Annotated in this window: 14 protein-coding genes; 9 read left to right on the top strand and 5 right to left on the bottom strand. The window is 57.2% G+C overall.

Going from position 1 to position 17,713, the window contains the following annotated elements; translation table 11 throughout:
• Positions 1–53 precede the first annotated feature (53 nt).
• Positions 54–971, bottom strand: a complete 918-nt coding sequence (locus HMPREF0183_RS07505) for an AEC family transporter (RefSeq protein WP_005884602.1) — start codon at positions 969–971, stop codon at positions 54–56.
• A gap of 146 nt (positions 972–1,117) precedes the next feature.
• Between HMPREF0183_RS07505 and hrpA the strand changes: the two genes are divergently transcribed.
• The gene (gene hrpA, locus HMPREF0183_RS07500; RefSeq protein WP_245527136.1) at positions 1,118–4,993 is read left to right on the top strand and encodes an ATP-dependent RNA helicase HrpA; all 3,876 of its coding nucleotides are present in this window, start codon (positions 1,118–1,120) and stop codon (positions 4,991–4,993) included.
• Here hrpA and HMPREF0183_RS07495 read toward each other — a convergent pair.
• Complete coding sequence (locus HMPREF0183_RS07495; RefSeq protein WP_156798204.1) at positions 4,961–5,308, bottom strand: hypothetical protein; 348 nt, start codon at positions 5,306–5,308, stop codon at positions 4,961–4,963. The two genes, hrpA and HMPREF0183_RS07495, sit on opposite strands and share 33 nt — an antisense overlap.
• 46 nt (positions 5,309–5,354) lie before the next feature.
• Between HMPREF0183_RS07495 and HMPREF0183_RS07490 the strand changes: the two genes are divergently transcribed.
• From HMPREF0183_RS07490 to HMPREF0183_RS07470, 5 genes are all read left to right on the top strand, one after another.
• Positions 5,355–6,947 carry a peptide chain release factor 3 gene (locus HMPREF0183_RS07490; protein WP_005884596.1) on the top strand — a complete coding sequence of 531 codons (1,593 nt, stop codon included), beginning with the start codon at positions 5,355–5,357 and terminating at the stop codon, positions 6,945–6,947.
• 117 nt (positions 6,948–7,064) lie between these two features.
• Complete coding sequence (locus HMPREF0183_RS07485; RefSeq protein ID WP_005884594.1) at positions 7,065–8,147, top strand: inositol-3-phosphate synthase; 1,083 nt, start codon at positions 7,065–7,067, stop codon at positions 8,145–8,147.
• Positions 8,148–8,271: 124 nt separating this feature from the next.
• Positions 8,272–9,846, top strand: coding sequence for an AbgT family transporter (locus tag HMPREF0183_RS07480; RefSeq protein ID WP_005884592.1), 1,575 nt, complete (start codon positions 8,272–8,274; stop codon positions 9,844–9,846).
• 118 nt (positions 9,847–9,964) lie between these two features.
• Complete coding sequence (locus HMPREF0183_RS07475; RefSeq protein ID WP_005884590.1) at positions 9,965–10,756, top strand: Bax inhibitor-1/YccA family protein; 792 nt, start codon at positions 9,965–9,967, stop codon at positions 10,754–10,756.
• 1 nt (position 10,757) lies between these two features.
• A complete protein-coding gene (locus tag HMPREF0183_RS07470) occupies positions 10,758–11,063 on the top strand; it encodes a hypothetical protein (RefSeq protein ID WP_005884588.1) in 306 nt (101 codons plus the stop codon).
• A 9-nt stretch (positions 11,064–11,072) separates the two neighbouring features.
• Here HMPREF0183_RS07470 and HMPREF0183_RS07465 read toward each other — a convergent pair whose 3' ends face one another.
• Entirely contained in the window at positions 11,073–12,734 is a 1,662-nt protein-coding gene (locus tag HMPREF0183_RS07465; protein WP_005884586.1) for a DUF885 domain-containing protein, read from the bottom strand.
• 76 nt (positions 12,735–12,810) lie between these two features.
• On the opposite strand from HMPREF0183_RS07465, the gene HMPREF0183_RS07460 reads away from it, so the two are divergent.
• Positions 12,811–13,980 (top strand): MFS transporter, encoded by a 1,170-nt coding sequence (locus HMPREF0183_RS07460; protein WP_005884584.1) that lies wholly within the window; start codon positions 12,811–12,813, stop codon positions 13,978–13,980.
• Here HMPREF0183_RS07460 and HMPREF0183_RS07455 read toward each other — a convergent pair whose 3' ends face one another.
• Both HMPREF0183_RS07455 and HMPREF0183_RS07450 read right to left on the bottom strand, forming a co-directional pair.
• The gene (locus tag HMPREF0183_RS07455; protein ID WP_005884582.1) at positions 13,981–14,172 is read right to left on the bottom strand and encodes a hypothetical protein; all 192 of its coding nucleotides are present in this window, start codon (positions 14,170–14,172) and stop codon (positions 13,981–13,983) included. It abuts the gene before it with no gap.
• Positions 14,169–15,746 (bottom strand): acyl-CoA carboxylase subunit beta, encoded by a 1,578-nt coding sequence (locus HMPREF0183_RS07450; RefSeq protein ID WP_005884580.1) that lies wholly within the window; start codon positions 15,744–15,746, stop codon positions 14,169–14,171. Before HMPREF0183_RS07450 ends, HMPREF0183_RS07455 begins: the two co-directional genes overlap by 4 nt.
• 66 nt (positions 15,747–15,812) lie before the next feature.
• Between HMPREF0183_RS07450 and HMPREF0183_RS07445 the strand changes: the two genes are divergently transcribed.
• On the top strand, positions 15,813–16,598 hold the full coding sequence (locus HMPREF0183_RS07445) for a biotin--[acetyl-CoA-carboxylase] ligase (RefSeq protein ID WP_005884578.1): 786 nt from the start codon (positions 15,813–15,815) through the stop codon (positions 16,596–16,598).
• Positions 16,595–17,713 (top strand): adenylate/guanylate cyclase domain-containing protein, encoded by a 1,119-nt coding sequence (locus HMPREF0183_RS07440; protein WP_005884576.1) that lies wholly within the window; start codon positions 16,595–16,597, stop codon positions 17,711–17,713. The genes HMPREF0183_RS07445 and HMPREF0183_RS07440 overlap by 4 nt, the downstream gene beginning before the upstream one ends.

Here is a 17,713-nt window from a genome sequence, read left to right as displayed (position 1 = left end):
CGGTGGCGAGCATCGTCACATGCTTAAGCCCACAGTACTCAGGCCAGCAACACTCAAGCCAGCAGCACGGCCACTAGCACCACAGCCGGAATTGACAACAGTGTGGTGATGAAAACGACGTCACGGGTCACCACCTCGGACTGCCGGTACTTCAGAGCGTTAATGTACACGTTTTGCGCGGTAGGAAGCGCCGACGTCACCACAATCGCTAACAGATCGCCACCTGAGTACCCCAAGAGCGGGCCACCAATGAGCCACGCGACAAACGGGTGAACGACAAGTTTGAGAAACGTCATCGCAGTCAACTGCGTGCGCGTGCCAGGCTGAGGTAACGTCCACCCGTCCTTGAGCGAAATGCCAAAAGCCATGAGGGTCAGCGGAACAGACGTGGCACCCAACATGGCAATGGGATCAGCCAAAACAGCTGGCAGTTTAAAGCCGGTGACAGAGGCGATCAACCCCGCAACAGACCCAATCAAAATGGGGTTAGTGAACACTCGAATGATGGGGCGCCACCATTCGGCCCCCACAGTTCGCGTCGCATCCAAAATGGCGAAACCAATCGGAGCCAAAACAATAATTTGGAACAACAGGACCGGTGGAATCGCATTCAAACTGCCCAGAACATAAGTGGCAATGGGGATTCCCAAGTTTCCAATGTTGACGTACGACACCGACCAACCCGCCACGGTCGCTTCTCCCAAAGAACGACCTCGGGCGCGGGTAAACACGAACATCACCACCGCCATGAGCAAGGCCGACCCGGCCGTTGCGAACAATGCCGGAGTAAACACCTGCGACACAGGAGTAGACGCGATCGTGGTGAACATCAGGGCGGGGGTTCCCACAAAAAACACGGTATTCGCCAGCACCTGCTGACCTTGCGATCCCAGAACACCCGAACGTCCCAAAAGGAAACCGGCCAAAATAATGCAACCGATAACCCCGAAACCTTCAAGTGCTCCCAGCATCGTTCTCCTTCCTGCCCACCTAGGGTACGGGTTAGTCCGCGTCTGATGCTGACGTGTCCACACGGTAGCCTAGAGACGCAATGAACTCACCGGGGAAGCGTCGCGGTAGGCGACGAGGAAAAGCACACGCGCACAACAACCACGCTTTGACACACAAGCGAATCGAAGCGCGCAAAGCCGTTGACCCTATATTCCACTACCCGGAAGAACTGCCCGTCAGTGCTGCCCGAGGTGAAATCGCCCAAGCGCTCAATGACCACCAAGTGATCGTGGTGGCAGGTGAGACCGGCTCCGGAAAGACCACCCAGCTGCCCAAACTGTGCATGGAACTGGGGTATGGGATCAACGGCATGATTGGTCACACTCAGCCACGCCGAATCGCCGCCCGGTCTGTGGCCACTAGGATCGCGGAAGAAACCGGGGTTGAACTAGGTGAAGGCGTGGGTTATCAGGTGCGGTTCACCGCCCACACGGACGACTCCACCCGGGTCAAAGTCATGACCGACGGGATCCTGCTCGCAGAACTCCAACACGACAAATACCTGCGCGCCTATGACGTCATCATCATCGACGAAGCCCACGAACGCAGCCTCAACATCGACTTCCTCTTAGGGTTCCTGGCCCGGCTGTTACCCAAACGCCCCGATCTCAAGGTGATTATCACCTCGGCCACGATTGACCCCGAATCCTTCTCCCAACACTTTGCTAACGCCCCCATTGTGAGCGTGTCAGGCCGCACCTACCCGGTGGAAATGCGGTACCGGCCACTCGAAGGCGCCGGAAGCGACGACGACACCGACGGCCCCGGCACCGACGGCACGTACGACACGGGAACAGCCGACCAAACCGACGGAATCCTCGACGCCGTTGACGAACTTTCCCGCGAAGAACCCGGTGACATCCTGGTGTTCTTATCCGGTGAACGCGAAATCCGAGACACCGCCGACGCCCTCAGCAGCCACCTACGCAAAAAAGGCGCGCGGTACAGCCAGTGGGAGATTGTGCCACTGTTTGGGCGTCTCTCAGCAGCCGAACAACAACGCGTTTTCGCCGCCCACAACTCCACGCGCGTAGTCCTTGCCACCAACGTGGCAGAAACCTCGCTCACGGTGCCCGGCATCAAATACGTGATCGACGCGGGAACGGCGCGCATATCGCGGTACTCCAACCGCACAAAAGTCCAACGCCTGCCCATCGAGCGCATTTCGCAAGCCTCGGCTCGCCAGCGAGCCGGGCGCGCCGGCCGTACCAGCCCAGGAATCTGCATACGCCTCTACAGCGAAGACGACTTCAACACCCGCCCGGAATACACCGACCCTGAAATCCTCCGCACTCACTTAGCCAGCGTGGTCCTCCAAATGCTCACGCTGGGGCTGGTGCAAAACGAAAACGACATCCTGTCCTTCCCGTTCCTCACCCCACCGGACTCCGCCGCCGTGCGCTCAGGTGCCGCGCTGCTTTCCGAACTGGGCGCGATTCGAAAAGAAAACGGGCGGTTGCGTCTGACAAAACTGGGCCGCGCTTTGGGTGCGCTCCCCATTGACCCGCGCATGGCACGCATTGTGATGGCCGGCGTGGAATACGGGGTTGCCGCCGAGGTCGTTGTCATCGTGGCAGCCTTGTCCCTGCAAGACCCACGCGAACGGCCCACCGAAATGCGAGCGCAAGCGGATGAAAAACACGCCCGGTTTGCCCGCCCCGCATCCGACTTCATGAGTTACATCGCGCTGTGGAACTACGTGCACGAACAGTCCCAGAAACTTTCGACCTCCAAGCTGCGCAAACTGTGCAAGGACGAATTCATTAACTTCGTGCGAGTCCGCGAATGGATGGACCTGGTCACCCAGCTGTGCACCATGCTCAAGACTGCGGGCCACCCCATTGAGAAGCCCGGTGGGGGACTGGGGGCAGGGGACCAGGACCCAGCGATTCACACGGCCCTTTTGACTGGGCTACTGTCCTCGATCGGGGCCAAAACCCATAACTCACCCGACTACTTGGGCGCTCGCGGAACCCGGTTTAGGATTTTCCCTGGTTCTGGGCTGTTTAAAACCAAACCGGACCTGGTGGTAGCTGCCGAACTCGTTGAGACCTCACGTCTGTGGGCGCGCACCGTGGCGAAAATCGACCCCGACTGGGTGATCAAAGCCGCGGGTCCTCTCATTCGTCACCAGTACTCCGAACCGCACTGGTCAACCAAAAAAGGCCAAGCGTTCGTGTACGACCACACGAGCCTGTACGGAGTCGCGCTGACCTCGGACACCCGGGTTGGGTACGCGCGTATCAACCCGGCGGAAGCCCGTGACATGTTTATTCGCCACGCCCTCATCGACGGGGAATGGAACGAAGACCACGCGTTCGTGCGCCACAACGAAAAAGCGCTCCGAACCGCTCACCAACTGGCCGACCGCATGCGCGACAACCGGCTACGGGCAGATGACGAACTTCTCTTCGAGTTCTACGATCAAGCCCTGCCTGCAAAAGTGACGTCTGCGCCATCCTTTAACGCGTGGTGGAAAAAAGCCCGCCAAGCCAACCCTGTTGCCCTCAACATCGACCCGGACGCACTGGTAGCCGGGAACACTGATGAGGCGCGTGAAACCGCTGCCGCAGCCTTCCCTCTCGAATGGAAACTGCGCGGGCTACCCGAAAACGTCAAACCTAACGCCAAGCTGCGCTACACATATGACCCAGGTGCTGACAGCGACGGTGTCACGATCCACCTCAACGAACAGCAGGCCACCCACGCCGACCCAGCACAGTTCACGTGGCAAGTGCCCGGACTGCGCTTAGAACTCATCACCGCGCTCATCCGTGCGCTCCCTAAAGCTAAGCGCAAATACTTTGTTCCCGCGCCCAATGTTGCACGTGAGCTCAACCAACAGCTCGAACCCTATGAAGGCACACTCGAAGACGCGGTAGCGCAAGCGCTCACCGCACGGGCAGGCGGTGGCGAACTCACCGATCTCATGCCCATCGACGTCCACGCCCACGACTTCGACACCGAACGCATCCCACCACACTTGCGGATGCGTATCATCGTCCACCAATCCCGCAAGAAACCCAGCCAACTAGCGGAGTTCCTCAAGGCTCGCGCGGAAGCGAAGAGCTCGGCCCCCACACCACGCACTGAACCCGCAACCCGAGCAGGCGAGCAACCACGGGCAGCGGGGGCGACCTCGGCGTTTACCCCCGTCGCCGGTGTGACGAAGTGGCGCTGGGATAGCCTGCCCGCGGGCAGCACCCTGATAGATCGGGGAGGGCACGTGGACTTAGAGGAAGTGGAAGATGCTGGGCGCTCCCGGCTCCTCCACGACCGAGGTGTTGCCCGACTGATTGCGCGCAACTGTGCAGAAGCGCGCGCCTATGTGGTGGGTGGGCTGGCACATGCAGACAAACTGGTGCTGGCGGGGCAACCGAACGACGTTGTGAGCGACTGTGTTTTTAGTGCCGTGCACGACATTGTGGCTCAACGTGAACCCGTGCGGGATCGCGAGGCGTACTCAGCGTGCGAACGTGCGGTTAACGAGCAGATTCTTAGCGCGTTAGAAAAAACGCTGGCCCACACCGTGAAGACACTCACTGTGGCGCAGGCTGTCTTCAAGCTCATCAGTAAATCTTCGTCACTGGAAATCCTGACCGGGCTCACCGATGTGAAAGAACACGTGGAAACGCTCACCCACCCCGGTTGGGTCGCCCATGTCCACCCCAGATTCCTTCCCCGATACCCCGCGTATCTGGAAGCCGCCCGGATACGTACAGAAAAAATGGGGCAACAACCCGCCCGCGACCGCCAATTCATGGACCGGATCCACACAGTGCAAAGCGCAATCACGCAACGGGCCCCGGCGTTCACGCCCGAAACCGTGGGTCTATTGCCACCGGCGTGGCAAGACCTTGTATTTGATGTGGAAGAACTGAGGATCTCACTGTGGGCTCCGCAGGTCCAAGCCGCACACCCGGTATCTGAACAGCGGATCCTCAAAGCGCTAAAACAGTGCGCCCGAGAACACCCAGCTTAAAGGCAAAAGACCAGCCGCGACAACCGCAACAACACACCAGATGACGCGCCACTTGAACGTCTTACGAACAAGAGCGACCCAAAGCGCAATCAACACAGTAGCGATTGCCAACCACGCGGCAGAAGACAAGAAAAACATGAACGCCAGCACCGGGAAGTCAACTCCCAGTTCCACCATGGGTTTCATAAAGTCCGCAGCCAACAGGGAGAAACGCACAGACAGAACCAAGAGAGGAATACAGACAATCGCAGCAACCACAACGGGCCACAGACGGTTGCGGTGCGGGTCGACTCGAACCTTGGAGAACTCTTCCACGCCATCCACTGTACGGGAGACACATGGGCACACATAGAATGGTGCGGTGACTCCAACAGACTTCAGCCCTAAAGAGATTCGCACGCAGGCCCAGCGACGTCGCACATTTGCGGTGATTTCGCACCCGGACGCCGGTAAATCGACGCTGACAGAAGCTCTGGCCCTTCACGCCCGCGTCATTGGGCAGGCGGGTGCAACACATGGCAAGGCTGGGCGACGGTCAACCGTGTCCGACTGGATGAAAATGGAGCAGGACCGCGGAATCTCGATTTCCTCAGCCGCTCTGCAGTTTGAGTACCGCGACACCGTCATCAACCTCATCGACACCCCTGGTCACGCGGATTTTTCTGAGGACACGTACCGTGTACTGTCCTCGGTCGACCTCACCATCATGCTTGTCGATGCGGCTAAAGGGCTAGAAACCCAGACCATGAAGCTCTTTGACGTGTGTAAGCACCGCGAAATTCCCATCATCACCGTGATCAACAAGTGGGACCGGCCCGGTATTGACGCGCTCGAACTCATGGATGAAATTGTGCAACGCACTGGCATGGTGCCCACGCCACTGACATGGCCGGTGGGTCAATCAGGTGATTTCCGAGGTGTTCTCAACCGGGAAGACGGTACGTACACCAAGTTCACGCGCACGGACGGTGGAGCCACCATCGCCGGTGAAGAAACGATGGACGCCGAGGCCGCCGAAGAGCTCGAAGGTGACGCGTGGACGAACGCGGTGGACGAATCAGACCTCTTGGAACTCGAAGACCAAAACTACGACGAAGAATCGTTCCTGGCTGGACACACCACCCCTGTCATGTTCGCATCAGCGGTTCTGAACTTTGGCGTGCACAAGATCCTGGACACGCTGGTCGACATCGCCCCACCGGCGCATGCGCGGATCGATGTGGACGGAAACCCGCGAGAAGTGGACGCACCGTTTTCTGGTTTCGTGTTCAAAGTGCAAGCAGGCATGGACTCTAACCACCGCGACCGTTTGGCGTACGTGCGCGTGTGTTCTGGAGTGTTTGAACGCGGCATGGTGGTCACGCACGCTGCCACCGGAAAACCTTTTGCCACTAAATATGCTCAACAGGTTTTTGGGCGCGACCGTGAAGTCATCGACACGGCTTTTCCGGGAGACGTAGTGGGCCTGGTCAACGCATCAGCCCTGCGAGTGGGAGATTCGCTGTACCTCGACGAGCCGGTTTCTTTTCCGCCCATTCCGTCGTTTTCACCCGAACACTTCATGGTGATTCGTGCCAAGGACTCCTCGAAGTACAAACAGTTCAGGCGAGGAATTGAGCAACTGGACCACGAAGGTGTCATCCAGGTTTTGCGTTCTGACCTGCGCGGTGATCAAGCACCAGTTTTGGGTGCGGTGGGACCTATGCAGTTCGAAGTTGCAGAAGATCGCATGCAAAACGAATTTAACGCCCCATGCACGCTTGAACGTCTGGCGTACACAATCGCACGTCGAACTGTCCAAGAGGACATCCCAACCCTTGCGCGGGAACGTAGCGTCGAAGTCTTGCACCGCTCCGACGGCACACTGTTGGCCCTGTTTTCTGACCGGTGGAGGCTCCAAGGGGTCGAGCGTGAACACCCCAACCTGACACTCGAACCCTTGGTTGTGACATAACGCAAGCGTTGCTCAAGTGCAGGAATAGGAATACCAGGTCCACGTTGAACGTTAGGATAGAGTGTCCGGTGTCTTAACGACGCTTGACGCGGTTGTTTAAAGGAGAGTAAGAGCACAGTGGGAAACCCAATTCGCGTAGCCATCGCAGGGCTCGGAAACTGCGCGACTTCCCTCATTCAGGGAGTCGAATACTACCGGGACGCTCAAGCGGACGAACAGATTCCAGGTCTCATGCATGTCCAGTTCGGTGACTATCACGTCAGCGACCTCGAATTCGTCGCCGCCTTTGATGTAGACGCGAAGAAGGTAGGTCAGGACATCGCTGACGCGATCTTGGCCAGCGAAAACAACACCATCAAAATTGCAGACGTACCAACCACCGGGGTGACGGTCAAACGTGGTCCCACCCTGGACGGTCTTGGCAAGTACTACCTTGAAACGATCGAAGAGTCGCAAGAAGAACCGGTAGACGTTGCACAAGTTTTGCGTGACGAAAAGGTCGACGTACTGGTGTGCTACCTCCCGGTTGGCTCTCAAAAGGCCACCGAGTACTACGCTCAGGCGTGCATTGACGCCAAGGTCGCTTTTGTTAACGCCCTTCCCGTGTTTATCGCTGGAACCAAGGAATGGGACGACAAGTTCAAAGAAGCTGGCGTTCCGATCGTTGGCGACGACATCAAGAGCCAAATCGGTGCCACCATCACCCACCGCGTCATGGCCAAACTGTTTGAAGACCGTGGAGTTATTCTGGACCGCACGTACCAGCTCAACGTGGGCGGAAACATGGACTTTAAAAACATGCTCGAACGTGAGCGCCTGGAGTCAAAGAAGATCTCCAAAACACAGGCGGTCACTTCTAACACCTCGGCGAAACTAGAAAGCCGAGACGTCCACATTGGCCCAAGCGACTACGTTCAGTGGTTGGACGACCGCAAGTGGGCGTACGTTCGCTTGGAAGGTCGCAACTTTGGTGATGCACCAGTGTCGCTGGAATACAAACTCGAAGTGTGGGATTCACCGAACTCCGCTGGTGTCATTATTGACGCGGTCCGGGCGGCAAAGATTGGTTTGGACCGAGGCGTCGGAGGCGCATTGCTGTCCGCCAGCTCGTACTTCATGAAGTCACCTCCCGAACAACAAAACGACGACCTTGCACGCCAAGCCGTCGAAGACTTTATCGCGGGAAAAGTGTCTAACTAGACCTGCCGCCTGCAGAAACTCGGAACATCGCCTGGTGTTCCGAGTTTTTGTTTGTTCGCACGCAATCTTAGATTTTCCTGTAAAGTTCTGGTTTATTCTGCGAAAAACCACAAGGAGGTCTCGCGTGTCAGCTCCTGCCACCAAGCACAAGGATGACCTGAACTGGCTCATGCGCCTGCTCATCGTCATCGAAAAAGCAGGTAATAGACTGCCACACCCGTTCTGGCTGTTCTTGTCCCTGGCCGTCATCGTCATGCTCATTTCCTGGGTGGCATCAGCAGCAGGTCTGTCTGCAGTTAACCCAGCAAAAGGTGAAACCGTCAACGCGGTTAACCTGACGTCCTCAGAGTCGCTGGGCGCTATCGTTTCCGGTGTTGTTGAAAACTACGTCACCTTCCCAGCCCTGGGACTCGTACTCGTTGTTCTTTTTGGTGTCGCAGTAGCAGAGCGCTCCGGCCTGATCCCAGCGATCATGCGTGCGGCACTCATGAACGCATCCCCCAAATGGGTCACCGTGATCGTCGCCCTGGTGGGAACCGCGTCCTCGGTTGCCTCAGACGCTGCCTACATGATCGTGATTCCCCTGGGCGGTATTGCGTTCAAAGCAGTTGGGCGAAACCCCATCATCGGGTGTGCCGTGGCCTATGCTGCAACTTCCGGTGGGTACTCGGCTGCCCCCATGGTCAACAGCCTCGACGCAATCTTGGGTGGTCTTTCCACGAGTGCGGCCGCGATCATTGACCCTGAATACGTAGTGACGCCAGTGGACAACTTCTACTTCAACTTTGTGTCGATGTTTGTTGTGGCCGGTGCGATTGTGCTTGTCACGGAAACCCTGCTGAAAAAGCGCGGCGAGGATCTCAAGCCTGATGAGGTCGAAAACGACACAAGCGACACCTCCACTGACGCCGATCTGACGAAGAAGCTCACTCCTGTTGAAAAGCGGGGCATGTGGATCGCTCTCATTGCCACCTTCCTGTGTGGTGTTCTGCTGTTCGTACTGGCCCTGCCAGAAGGTTCGTTCTTGCGTGACGAAGAAGGAGCGTTTGGTCCCAAGTCACCTCTTATGGCCGGTATTGCAGCGATTATCGGGTTCGGATTCTTTGTTGTCGGTATTGTCTACGGGATCGCCACCAAGTCCATCAAGCGCCCGTCTGATGTTCCCGACATGATTGTCCAGGGACTTACCCCGATGGTTCCTGTGTTGCTCTTGTTTTTTGCCGCCTCACAGTTCCTGGCGCTGTTCAAGATGAGCAAGCTGGGTGAGATTCTGGCTATTAAAGGCGCAGAATTCTTCCAGAACGCCAACACCCCAGCCATCGTGATCCTGTTCGGAGCGTACATCCTGACTGCTGTAGGAGCACTGTTTATCACTTCGGGATCCGGTCTGTGGACGCTGATGGCTCCAGTGCTCGTGCCTATGCTGATGCTTCTGGGAATTGCTCCCGAGGTGACCCAGGCGGCTTACCGCATTGGTGACTCCACCACGAACATCGTGTCACCCATGAGCCCGTACTTCGTCATGATTCTAGGCTTCGTTCAGAGGTATAAGAAGGACGCTGGAATCGGAACACTCCTGTCCCTGACCATCCCACTCTCTTTTGCGATGTTCGTCGCCTGGGGACTTCTGTTCTTCGGATGGTGGGCAACGGGTATCCCCATGGGTCCCGGTGCTCAGACCACCTACGAACTTCCGTAGAGCGCTGACTTTTTGCAGAAAAAACCACTGGGCGGAACAAAATCACCCGCGCGGTGGTTTTTCATACAGATAGATCGTTCAGTTAGGCTTAGATATACCAAACACAGGAGGATTTTTTATGAGTAACCCTCTCATGGGCCGCTCAGTTCGCCAGGGGATGAACTCCGTTCAGACTCCTTCGGCAGATGAACTGAACTCGATGTATATGGCACCTTCGGCGACCACGGAACACCGTGTTCAGCAAGACCGCATGATGACGTACGACGACGTTTACATGAAGTCGCTACTGTCGTTTGGTGTCCTGCTTGCAGGTGCAGCCGTTGGCTGGTTTGTCCCAATGCTCGCGCTCCCAGCATGCATTATTGCTCTTGTGCTGGGGCTCATTAACGGATTTAAGCGCGAACCTTCACCTGTCCTGATCCTGACCTTCGCAGTGTTCGAAGGTGTGTTCGTGGGTGGAATCTCCAAAATCTTCAACATGCAGTATGCAGGCATCGTCATGCAGGCCGTTCTGGCGACGCTGGCTGTATTCGGACTGATGTTTGCGCTGTTTAAGTTTCGCGTTATCCGCATGTCACCCAAGTTCACCAAGTTCCTCATGCTGGCCGTGGGTGGCTACGCAATCTTTGCGCTCATTAACTTTGCCTTCGCAATGTTCTCCGGTGGCAGCATGAACGCTCGCACCATCGACATCAGCATCATGGGCATCAACATGCCACTGGGTGTTTTGATTTCGGGAGTCGCAGTCATTTTGGCAGCGCTCACCTTGGTCAGCGACTTCGACATGATCGAAAAGAGTGTTGGCCGCATCCCAGAGAAGTACTCGTGGATGTGTGCGTTTAGCCTCATGACATCGCTCGTGTGGCTGTACGTTGAAATTCTGCGTATTCTTTCGTACTTCCGAGACTGACATGAGCACGCACGCGGAAGATCTTCACGATGAGATCCGCCGTCTGCAAATCCGCATTTCCAGTTTCACAACTGCACAGTTAAACGCTCCCGACGCGAACAACGTTTCGCGCCGGGAGCGTATTCGTATGAGCCTTCAAGAACTGGCTGATGTGCGCGCTACTGGAGTCGTTCCGCAACTGAGCGACAGGGTTCTCGCCGACCAAGTGGTTGTCCTGTTGATGGACTGCCAACCCGAATACGGCGCTTCAGACGATCAGACTCGACAAGCCCTGAGCATCGCTCAAGACCTACGCAGAAGGCTGTGACGCACCCCGTCACAAGGCGCGCATCAGCGTGTCCAAACCAACCGACCCAAGGTTGAGGGCCCGTGAGTGGAACTCCTTGAGCGAACCACCTGCCGAATCGCGAGCCTGCTCCCACAGTCGCTGACCCACTTTGTACGACGGTGCTTGCCCCGGCCAGCCTAAGTAGCGGTCAAGTTCAAAGGCCAAGAAACTGCGGTCCATTGCGGCGTTGTCGGTGAGGAACTTCCACGCTTTGTCAGCGTCCCACGTGCCACCACCAATGGATTCCGGCGCTTCCTTGCCCAAGTGAACACCGATGTCCAAGCATACGCGCGCCGCACGCAAGCGCTGTGAGTCCAGCATCCCAAAGTAGTATGCGGGCTCTTCTAAAAAGCCCTGTTCATGCATGAACCGTTCGGCGTAGAGCGCCCACCCTTCTCCATGGCCGGAAACCCAACAGAGGTTTCGACGCCACGTGTTGAGCGTGTCACGAAGGTAGGTGGCTTGTGCTACCTGCAGGTGATGGCCGGGGACACCTTCGTGGTAAACAGTGGTGAGTTCTTGCCACGCCGCGAACGTTTCGACACCTCGGGGGACGGACCACCACATGCGGCCCGGGCGGGAGAAATCGTCGGTGGGACCCGTGTAGTAGATTCCGCCAGTGCCGTCTTCGAGCACCATGCACTCAATGGTCTTGAGCGGCTCAGCGATATCAAAGTGGGTGCCTGCCAGCATGCTGATAGCTTCATCAGCTTTTTCTTGCATCCACGTCTTCAGCCCGTCGAGCCCGTGGATGGTGTACTTGGGGTCCTTGTTCAGCGCTTCGAATGCTTCGGCGAGGCTCGCCCCCGGGTACAGCTGCTCGATGACTTTTTTCTGCTCGGCGTCGATGTGCGCCAGCTGGTCCAGACCCCACTCATAGGTTTCGTCAAGGTCCACTTGAGCACCTAAGAACTGACGAGAGAACAGCTCGTAGTCCTCCCGACCGCACGCGTCGTCCTGAACGGCAAGCGGGGCGATTTCGACCTTGAGGAACTGTGCAATCTGTGCCATCGCATCCTGCGCGGCCGTTGCAGCTTCCGTGAGTCGCGACTGGAGAGCTTCGTCAGCGGTTCCGCGTGCTTTGGCGATGAACTTGCCGTAGTGGCCATCGGGCTGAGCAAGCTCTTGGGCCTGTTCGATCACGCGTTTAACCTGGCGAATCGCAGGGGCCTTTCCAGAGGCGACTCGGGCTTGCAACGCGTCGCGGTATCCTGCGAGAGCACTGGGGATATTCGCGAGTTTGCCAGCGTTGTGGTCCCAGTCTTCTGCCGTCTGGGTGGGCACCAGGTCAAAGAGGTCGCGAAGCTCCTGAACGGGGGAGGCGATGACGTTGAGATCCCCGGAATCCAGGCCACGTTCGTGAAGTTCGCGTTCGAGCCCTAAGCGTTCACGCATGGCGTCAAGAGTGACGGCGTCGACATCGTCAAGGTCGGCCGAGGTGGCTTCAACACGGTTGAGTTCGGCCAGTGTGCGCGCGTTGAGTTCATCGTGGCGCGCAGCTGCGGCGGGGGAGTAGTCGTCGAGTTCATAAGGGTCGCCGTCGACGCCAGACTCGATTCGCATGGATGGGGAGTTTGTGTACACCTGTCGTGCGTATTCTTCGGCAACGTTGTCGACTGCAGACGGGGTGCGAGATGTGTGTATTGTCATGGGTGTATGCTAACAAGCCGGTCGCGGTTCTAGACGGACGCGTTGAAAATTGAAGAGTGTGAGGAGCGGGAGCCATATGAACCGTTTGTGGACGGGTAATTTCATTCTTGCCAGCTGCGTGAACTTCATCGCGGCCATGATGTTCTACCTGCTCATGACGTCGATGGCTTCTTATGCAATTCGCGAATTTGGCGCTGGTCAAGCGGTTGCCGGATTCGCGAGTAGTTCCTTCATTCTGGGCGCGGTGTTCTCCCGCATGCTCGCCGGAAAATACATGGACTTTGTGGGACGGAAGACCCTCGCGTTGGTGTCCATGATTGCGTTCATCGTGCTGGGCGCGGCCTACATTCCCGTTGACAACATTGTTGTCCTCATCGTGATTCGACTCTTACACGGAGCTGCATTTGGGCTCAACAACACAGTGCTATCCGCTGCAGTCCAAACGATGATTCCGCAACATCGCCGGGCAGAAGGCACCGGATACTTTGGCATGACTGTGTCACTGGCAATGGCCCTTGGTCCGTTTGTATCGGTTGTCATGTCCCAGAAGTACGGGATGTTCTGGGTGTTTGTCGTGTGCATCGTGCTCTCGACCGTGGGGACGCTTCTCACCCTCTTCTTGAAGGTGGATGAGCGTACGCCTTCCAGGGAAGAACAGCTCCTCAAATGGAAGTTCCACATCACGTCGTTTATCGATCCGCGTGCGCTTCCAATCGCGAGCATGATGGCCCTGTGCGGGATCGCGTTTTCCCTGGTGCTGTCGTTCCTGGAAGGGTACTCGCACCAGATCGGTGCCGCGGCGGGTGCGAGCTGGTTTTTCATCGTCATGGCAGCGTGCACGTTCACATCGCGACTGTTCGTGGGACGCATCCAAGACACGTACGGCGACGATGTGGTCATGTATCCGATCTTTGTTCTCATGGCCGTTTCGTACGTCATGCTGGCGACGGCACAAGGGTCTGGCATGGTGATTGCCGCTGCTGTCCCGTTGGGGTTGGGCTTCGGTTCGGTTATGCCGTGTGCACAGGCAATTGTGATCAACCAGTCGGATGCGTCGCGTTACGCACTCGCTGTCGCCACGTTCTTCATTCTGCTTGACACCGGTACCGGCTTGGGGCCAGTCCTCATTGGTGGTCTGGCAAATGTGTGGGGGCCTCGTTCGATGTACTGGGCCGCTGTTGTATTGGTGGCTTGCGCAGCCGTCGTGTATGTCATGACTACACGACGGCAACGCAGACCGGAATAATTATGCGCGGTGCGCCCACGATCCACGTGGCGACTGGCGCACGTTGCGCTGTGGGTCCGCCCACCGGCGTGGTTCTTCCTCGTGGCTTACGTCACTGGGCTGTAACGCCACCAGGGCGGCAAGGGCGGCCTCTTTTGCAAGGGCCAGTTCTTCTGCCGCCGTGAGAGGTGGCCTCGTGGAGTAGTTGGTCATAGTGGAATGTTCCCGTGTTTGCGCTCAGGCCCCCGCACGTGTTTGTTCCGCAGGGCTCGCAAGCTCCTGACGATCCGCTCGCGGGTCTCCCGAGGTGCGATAACAGCGTCAATGAACCCCGCCTCGGCGGCCTTGTACGGGCTGAGAAGCTCATTTTCGTAGTCGTCGATGAGCTCAGCGCGCAGGGCTTCGACATCTTGCCCTTCTTCGCCTGCCGCTTTGAGTTTGCGACGGTACACGATGTTGGCAGCACCCTGGGCTCCCATGACGGCGATCTGACCCGATGGCCACGCGAGGTTGATGTCAGCGCCCAACTGTTTGGATCCCATTACGCAGTACGCGCCTCCGTACGCCTTGCGGGTGATGAGCGTGATGAGCGGAACGGTTGCTTCGCCGTACGCGTAGATGAGCTTGGCGCCGCGTCGAATAATGCCACCCAGCTCTTGGTCGGTTCCAGGGAGGAAGCCGGGGACGTCGACGAACGTGAGGATCGGCAGGTTGAACGCATCGCACAAGCGGACGAATCGTGCGGCTTTTTCAGACGCGTCAATGTCGAGGGTTCCCGCTAACTGCATGGGCTGGTTGGCAATGATACCCACCGAGTGCCCTTCGACGCGGGCAAAGGCCGTCACCACATTGGGTGCGAAAAGCTCAGAGACTTCGAGAACATCTTCGTCATCGACTACGGCACGTACGACATCGAGAATGTCGTATGGCGTGGATGGCGAATCCGGCATGATCGAGTCGAGTGCATAGTCGTCCTCGTTCAACTCCAGGTCCGCCGGCTGTGGATAGTGCGGGGCTGGGTCCATGTTGTTTTGTGGAAGGAAGGACAAGAGATCACGCACATAGTCCAAAGCGTCGGCTTCATCTTGAGCCAAGTAGTGGGCGTTACCCGAAACCGTGTTGTGAGTACGTCCACCTCCCAGTTCTTCGTGTCCGACTTCTTCGCCCGTTACTGTCTTAATGACGTCGGGGCCGGTGATGTACATGTGGCTGGTGCCATCGACCATGATCGTGAAGTCCGTGAGAGCCGGGGAATACACCGCGCCTCCGGCCGAAGGGCCCATGATGAGGCTGATCTGTGGGATAACCCCGGATGACTGCACATTCCAGTGGAAAATCTCTGCGAACAAGGCAATCGAAGCCACACCCTCTTGAATGCGCGCTCCACCCGAGTCGTTGATCCCAATGATGGGGCACCCAAGCTTGAGCGCAAGCTTTTGGGTTTTCACGATCTTCTTGCCGTTGGCTTCAGCAAGTGACCCACCCAAGACAGTGAAGTCGTGGGCAAAGACCGCTACCGTGCGACCCGCGATCGTCCCTAAACCACAGACCACGCCGTCGCCGTCGGGGCGGTTCTTTTCCATTCCAAACGCAGTGGAGTCGTGCCGGACAAACTCGTCGATTTCTTGAAACGTTCCTTCGTCAAGAAGAGCGTCGATGCGTTCGCGGGCGGTTTGTTTCCCTCGCTTGTGCTGGTTGGCGACGGACCGTTCGTTGCCGGCGTGAGCTACGCGTCGACGTTCGATAAATTCGGCCAACTTCGCCGCAGTGGTTTTTGCTGAACTCATACTCCCAGACTATCCGCAGGTGACCGGCCATTGTGAATGAGCACCAAAACAAAATACAGTTGAGTGGTGTCGACACATCATTTTCCTCATGCATTTGAGCGTGCAGCGCACGCGTGTGGCTTCGAACCCGCCCACGTGGTGTGGCCACAATCCGTAGGGTCAACAAATGATGAACTCGTGTCCGAACTTATGCGCGACGCTGACGCGTGGCCCGACTTTTCTATTTATGGAACCGAGTTTCAAAGCGCAGGAAAAGGGCGCCTGGATAGGCAGTGGACCGTGCAACCAGGCGAAGCGCTCACTTTTTCAACAGTGTTCAGGGCACAAGCCTCAGAGAACTTGGGATGGGTCCCACTGCTCACTGGCTGGGCAGTTGCGCAGGCAATACGTGACCTTGGCGTGGACGCTAGCGTCAAGTGGCCTAACGACGTTCTGATCGATGGCAAAAAAGTATGCGGTATTTTGTGCCGGTACGTGTCAGAAGCGGGCGCAATTGTGATTGGTTCTGGCATCAACGTTCACATGAGCAACATGCCCGTAGACACCGCCACCTCGCTTCACCGCCACGGTGACATTGATCGAGCAGAGCTCCTCGCCAGGATTATGCTGCACCTGCAAAGTGCCCTGACGAATGCGTTTGAAAGTGACCAACCGGAACATTCTCATGCTGTGACTCAAGCCTGCTCACTCATTTCAACGGTTGGCCAACACGTGCGTGTGTCCCTCCCCGGCGACACAACCCTGGAAGGCCAAGCAGTTGGAATCTCTCCTTCAGCTGATCTGCGTGTTCGCACCGACTCCGGTGTGGTGGATGTGAGTGCAGGAGATGTGGTTCATGTGAGGCCCGCATGACTGACTTTTCGGGTCGTCTGGCTAAACCAGACCTCGGAACAGAGGAACCGCAACACGAAGAGCTGGAGCCAGAAGCCCAGCTGCGAGCCAACGCGCTGAACCTTGAGGAAGCGCTGATTGGTGGAAAGCGCGTCCTCACACGCAAGGAAGTCGCCCAGCTCGCTGGTGTGTCCACATATTCTGCCCGCAAGTTCTGGCGGGCTCTTGGGCTGCCACAGATTCCTGCTGGAAAAGTTGCCTACACCATGCACGACGTGGGCGCGATTTCTGCTGTTGCAAGTCTTGTTGACGAAGACGTGTTAGACGAAGACACAGCAATGGCGCTGGTGCGTGCAGTGGGGCACACCACCGATCGCTTGGTGGTATGGCAAATGGAATCCTTGGTTGAGTTCCTCACAGACACTCGTGGTTATTCCGATTTGGAAGCTCGCTCAGTGGTCATGCCTCTTCTTGAGAAGCTGTTAGACCCGTTAGAGGGCCTGCTGGTGTATTCGTGGAAACACAACATGTCCAATGTGCTCAGTCGCCTGAATGTCAACGTGGGTGACGGCCTGGCTATGGAGAACCGTGAAGGTTGGTTCGACTCAGCCATGCCGTTGGCTCGTGCTGTGGGATTTGCGGACTTGGTGTCCTACACGCGTTTGTCGCAGCAGATGGAGCCGAAACAGCTGGCGAAACTGGTCAAGAAGTTCCAGGATCTCGCTTATGCGATCGTGGCTACTGGTGGCGGTCGCATCATCAAAACGGTGGGCGATGAGGTCTACTATGCTGCTGAAACCCCTCTCGCAGGTGCCGAAATCTCGATGTCTTTGCAAGAACAGATCAGTGCAGATTCAGAACTGCCCGAGGCGCGTGTGGGTTTCTCGTGGGGCAAGGTACTGTCGCGAATGGGCGATATTTTTGGCTCTACCGTTAATTTGGCGGCACGGTTGACTGCTATGACAGAGCCGGGAACGGTCATGACTGATGTTGATACCGCTTCGATCATTCAGCGCAGCGACGATTACGTGTTTTCGAACCGCAGGAACGTCACCCTGCAGGGGCTGGGTACTGTCGCGGTGACCGAAATGACCCGTGGCTCAGCTCGCGCGATTGATTTAGATCTGACTCAGTAA

This window comes from Brevibacterium mcbrellneri ATCC 49030 (genome assembly GCF_000178455.1).
Lineage (GTDB): Bacteria > Actinomycetota > Actinomycetes > Actinomycetales > Brevibacteriaceae > Brevibacterium > Brevibacterium mcbrellneri.
The sequence above is the reverse complement of the archived record's forward strand: the minus strand, read 5'-3'. Positions and strand labels throughout refer to the sequence as shown.

Excerpts from the sequence above, each read along its gene's own strand:
- HMPREF0183_RS07470 (WP_005884588.1), top strand. The coding sequence starts at position 10,758 with ATGAGCACGCACGCGGAAGATCTTCACGATGAGATCCGCCGTCTGCAA.
- HMPREF0183_RS07455 (WP_005884582.1), bottom strand. The coding sequence starts at position 14,172 with ATGACCAACTACTCCACGAGGCCACCTCTCACGGCGGCAGAAGAACTG.
- HMPREF0183_RS07440 (WP_005884576.1), top strand. The coding sequence starts at position 16,595 with ATGACTGACTTTTCGGGTCGTCTGGCTAAACCAGACCTCGGAACAGAG.
- HMPREF0183_RS07460 (WP_005884584.1), top strand. The coding sequence starts at position 12,811 with ATGAACCGTTTGTGGACGGGTAATTTCATTCTTGCCAGCTGCGTGAAC.
- HMPREF0183_RS07475 (WP_005884590.1), top strand. The coding sequence starts at position 9,965 with ATGAGTAACCCTCTCATGGGCCGCTCAGTTCGCCAGGGGATGAACTCC.
- HMPREF0183_RS07505 (WP_005884602.1), bottom strand. The coding sequence starts at position 971 with ATGCTGGGAGCACTTGAAGGTTTCGGGGTTATCGGTTGCATTATTTTG.
- HMPREF0183_RS07450 (WP_005884580.1), bottom strand. The coding sequence starts at position 15,746 with ATGAGTTCAGCAAAAACCACTGCGGCGAAGTTGGCCGAATTTATCGAA.
- HMPREF0183_RS07465 (WP_005884586.1), bottom strand. The coding sequence starts at position 12,734 with ATGACAATACACACATCTCGCACCCCGTCTGCAGTCGACAACGTTGCC.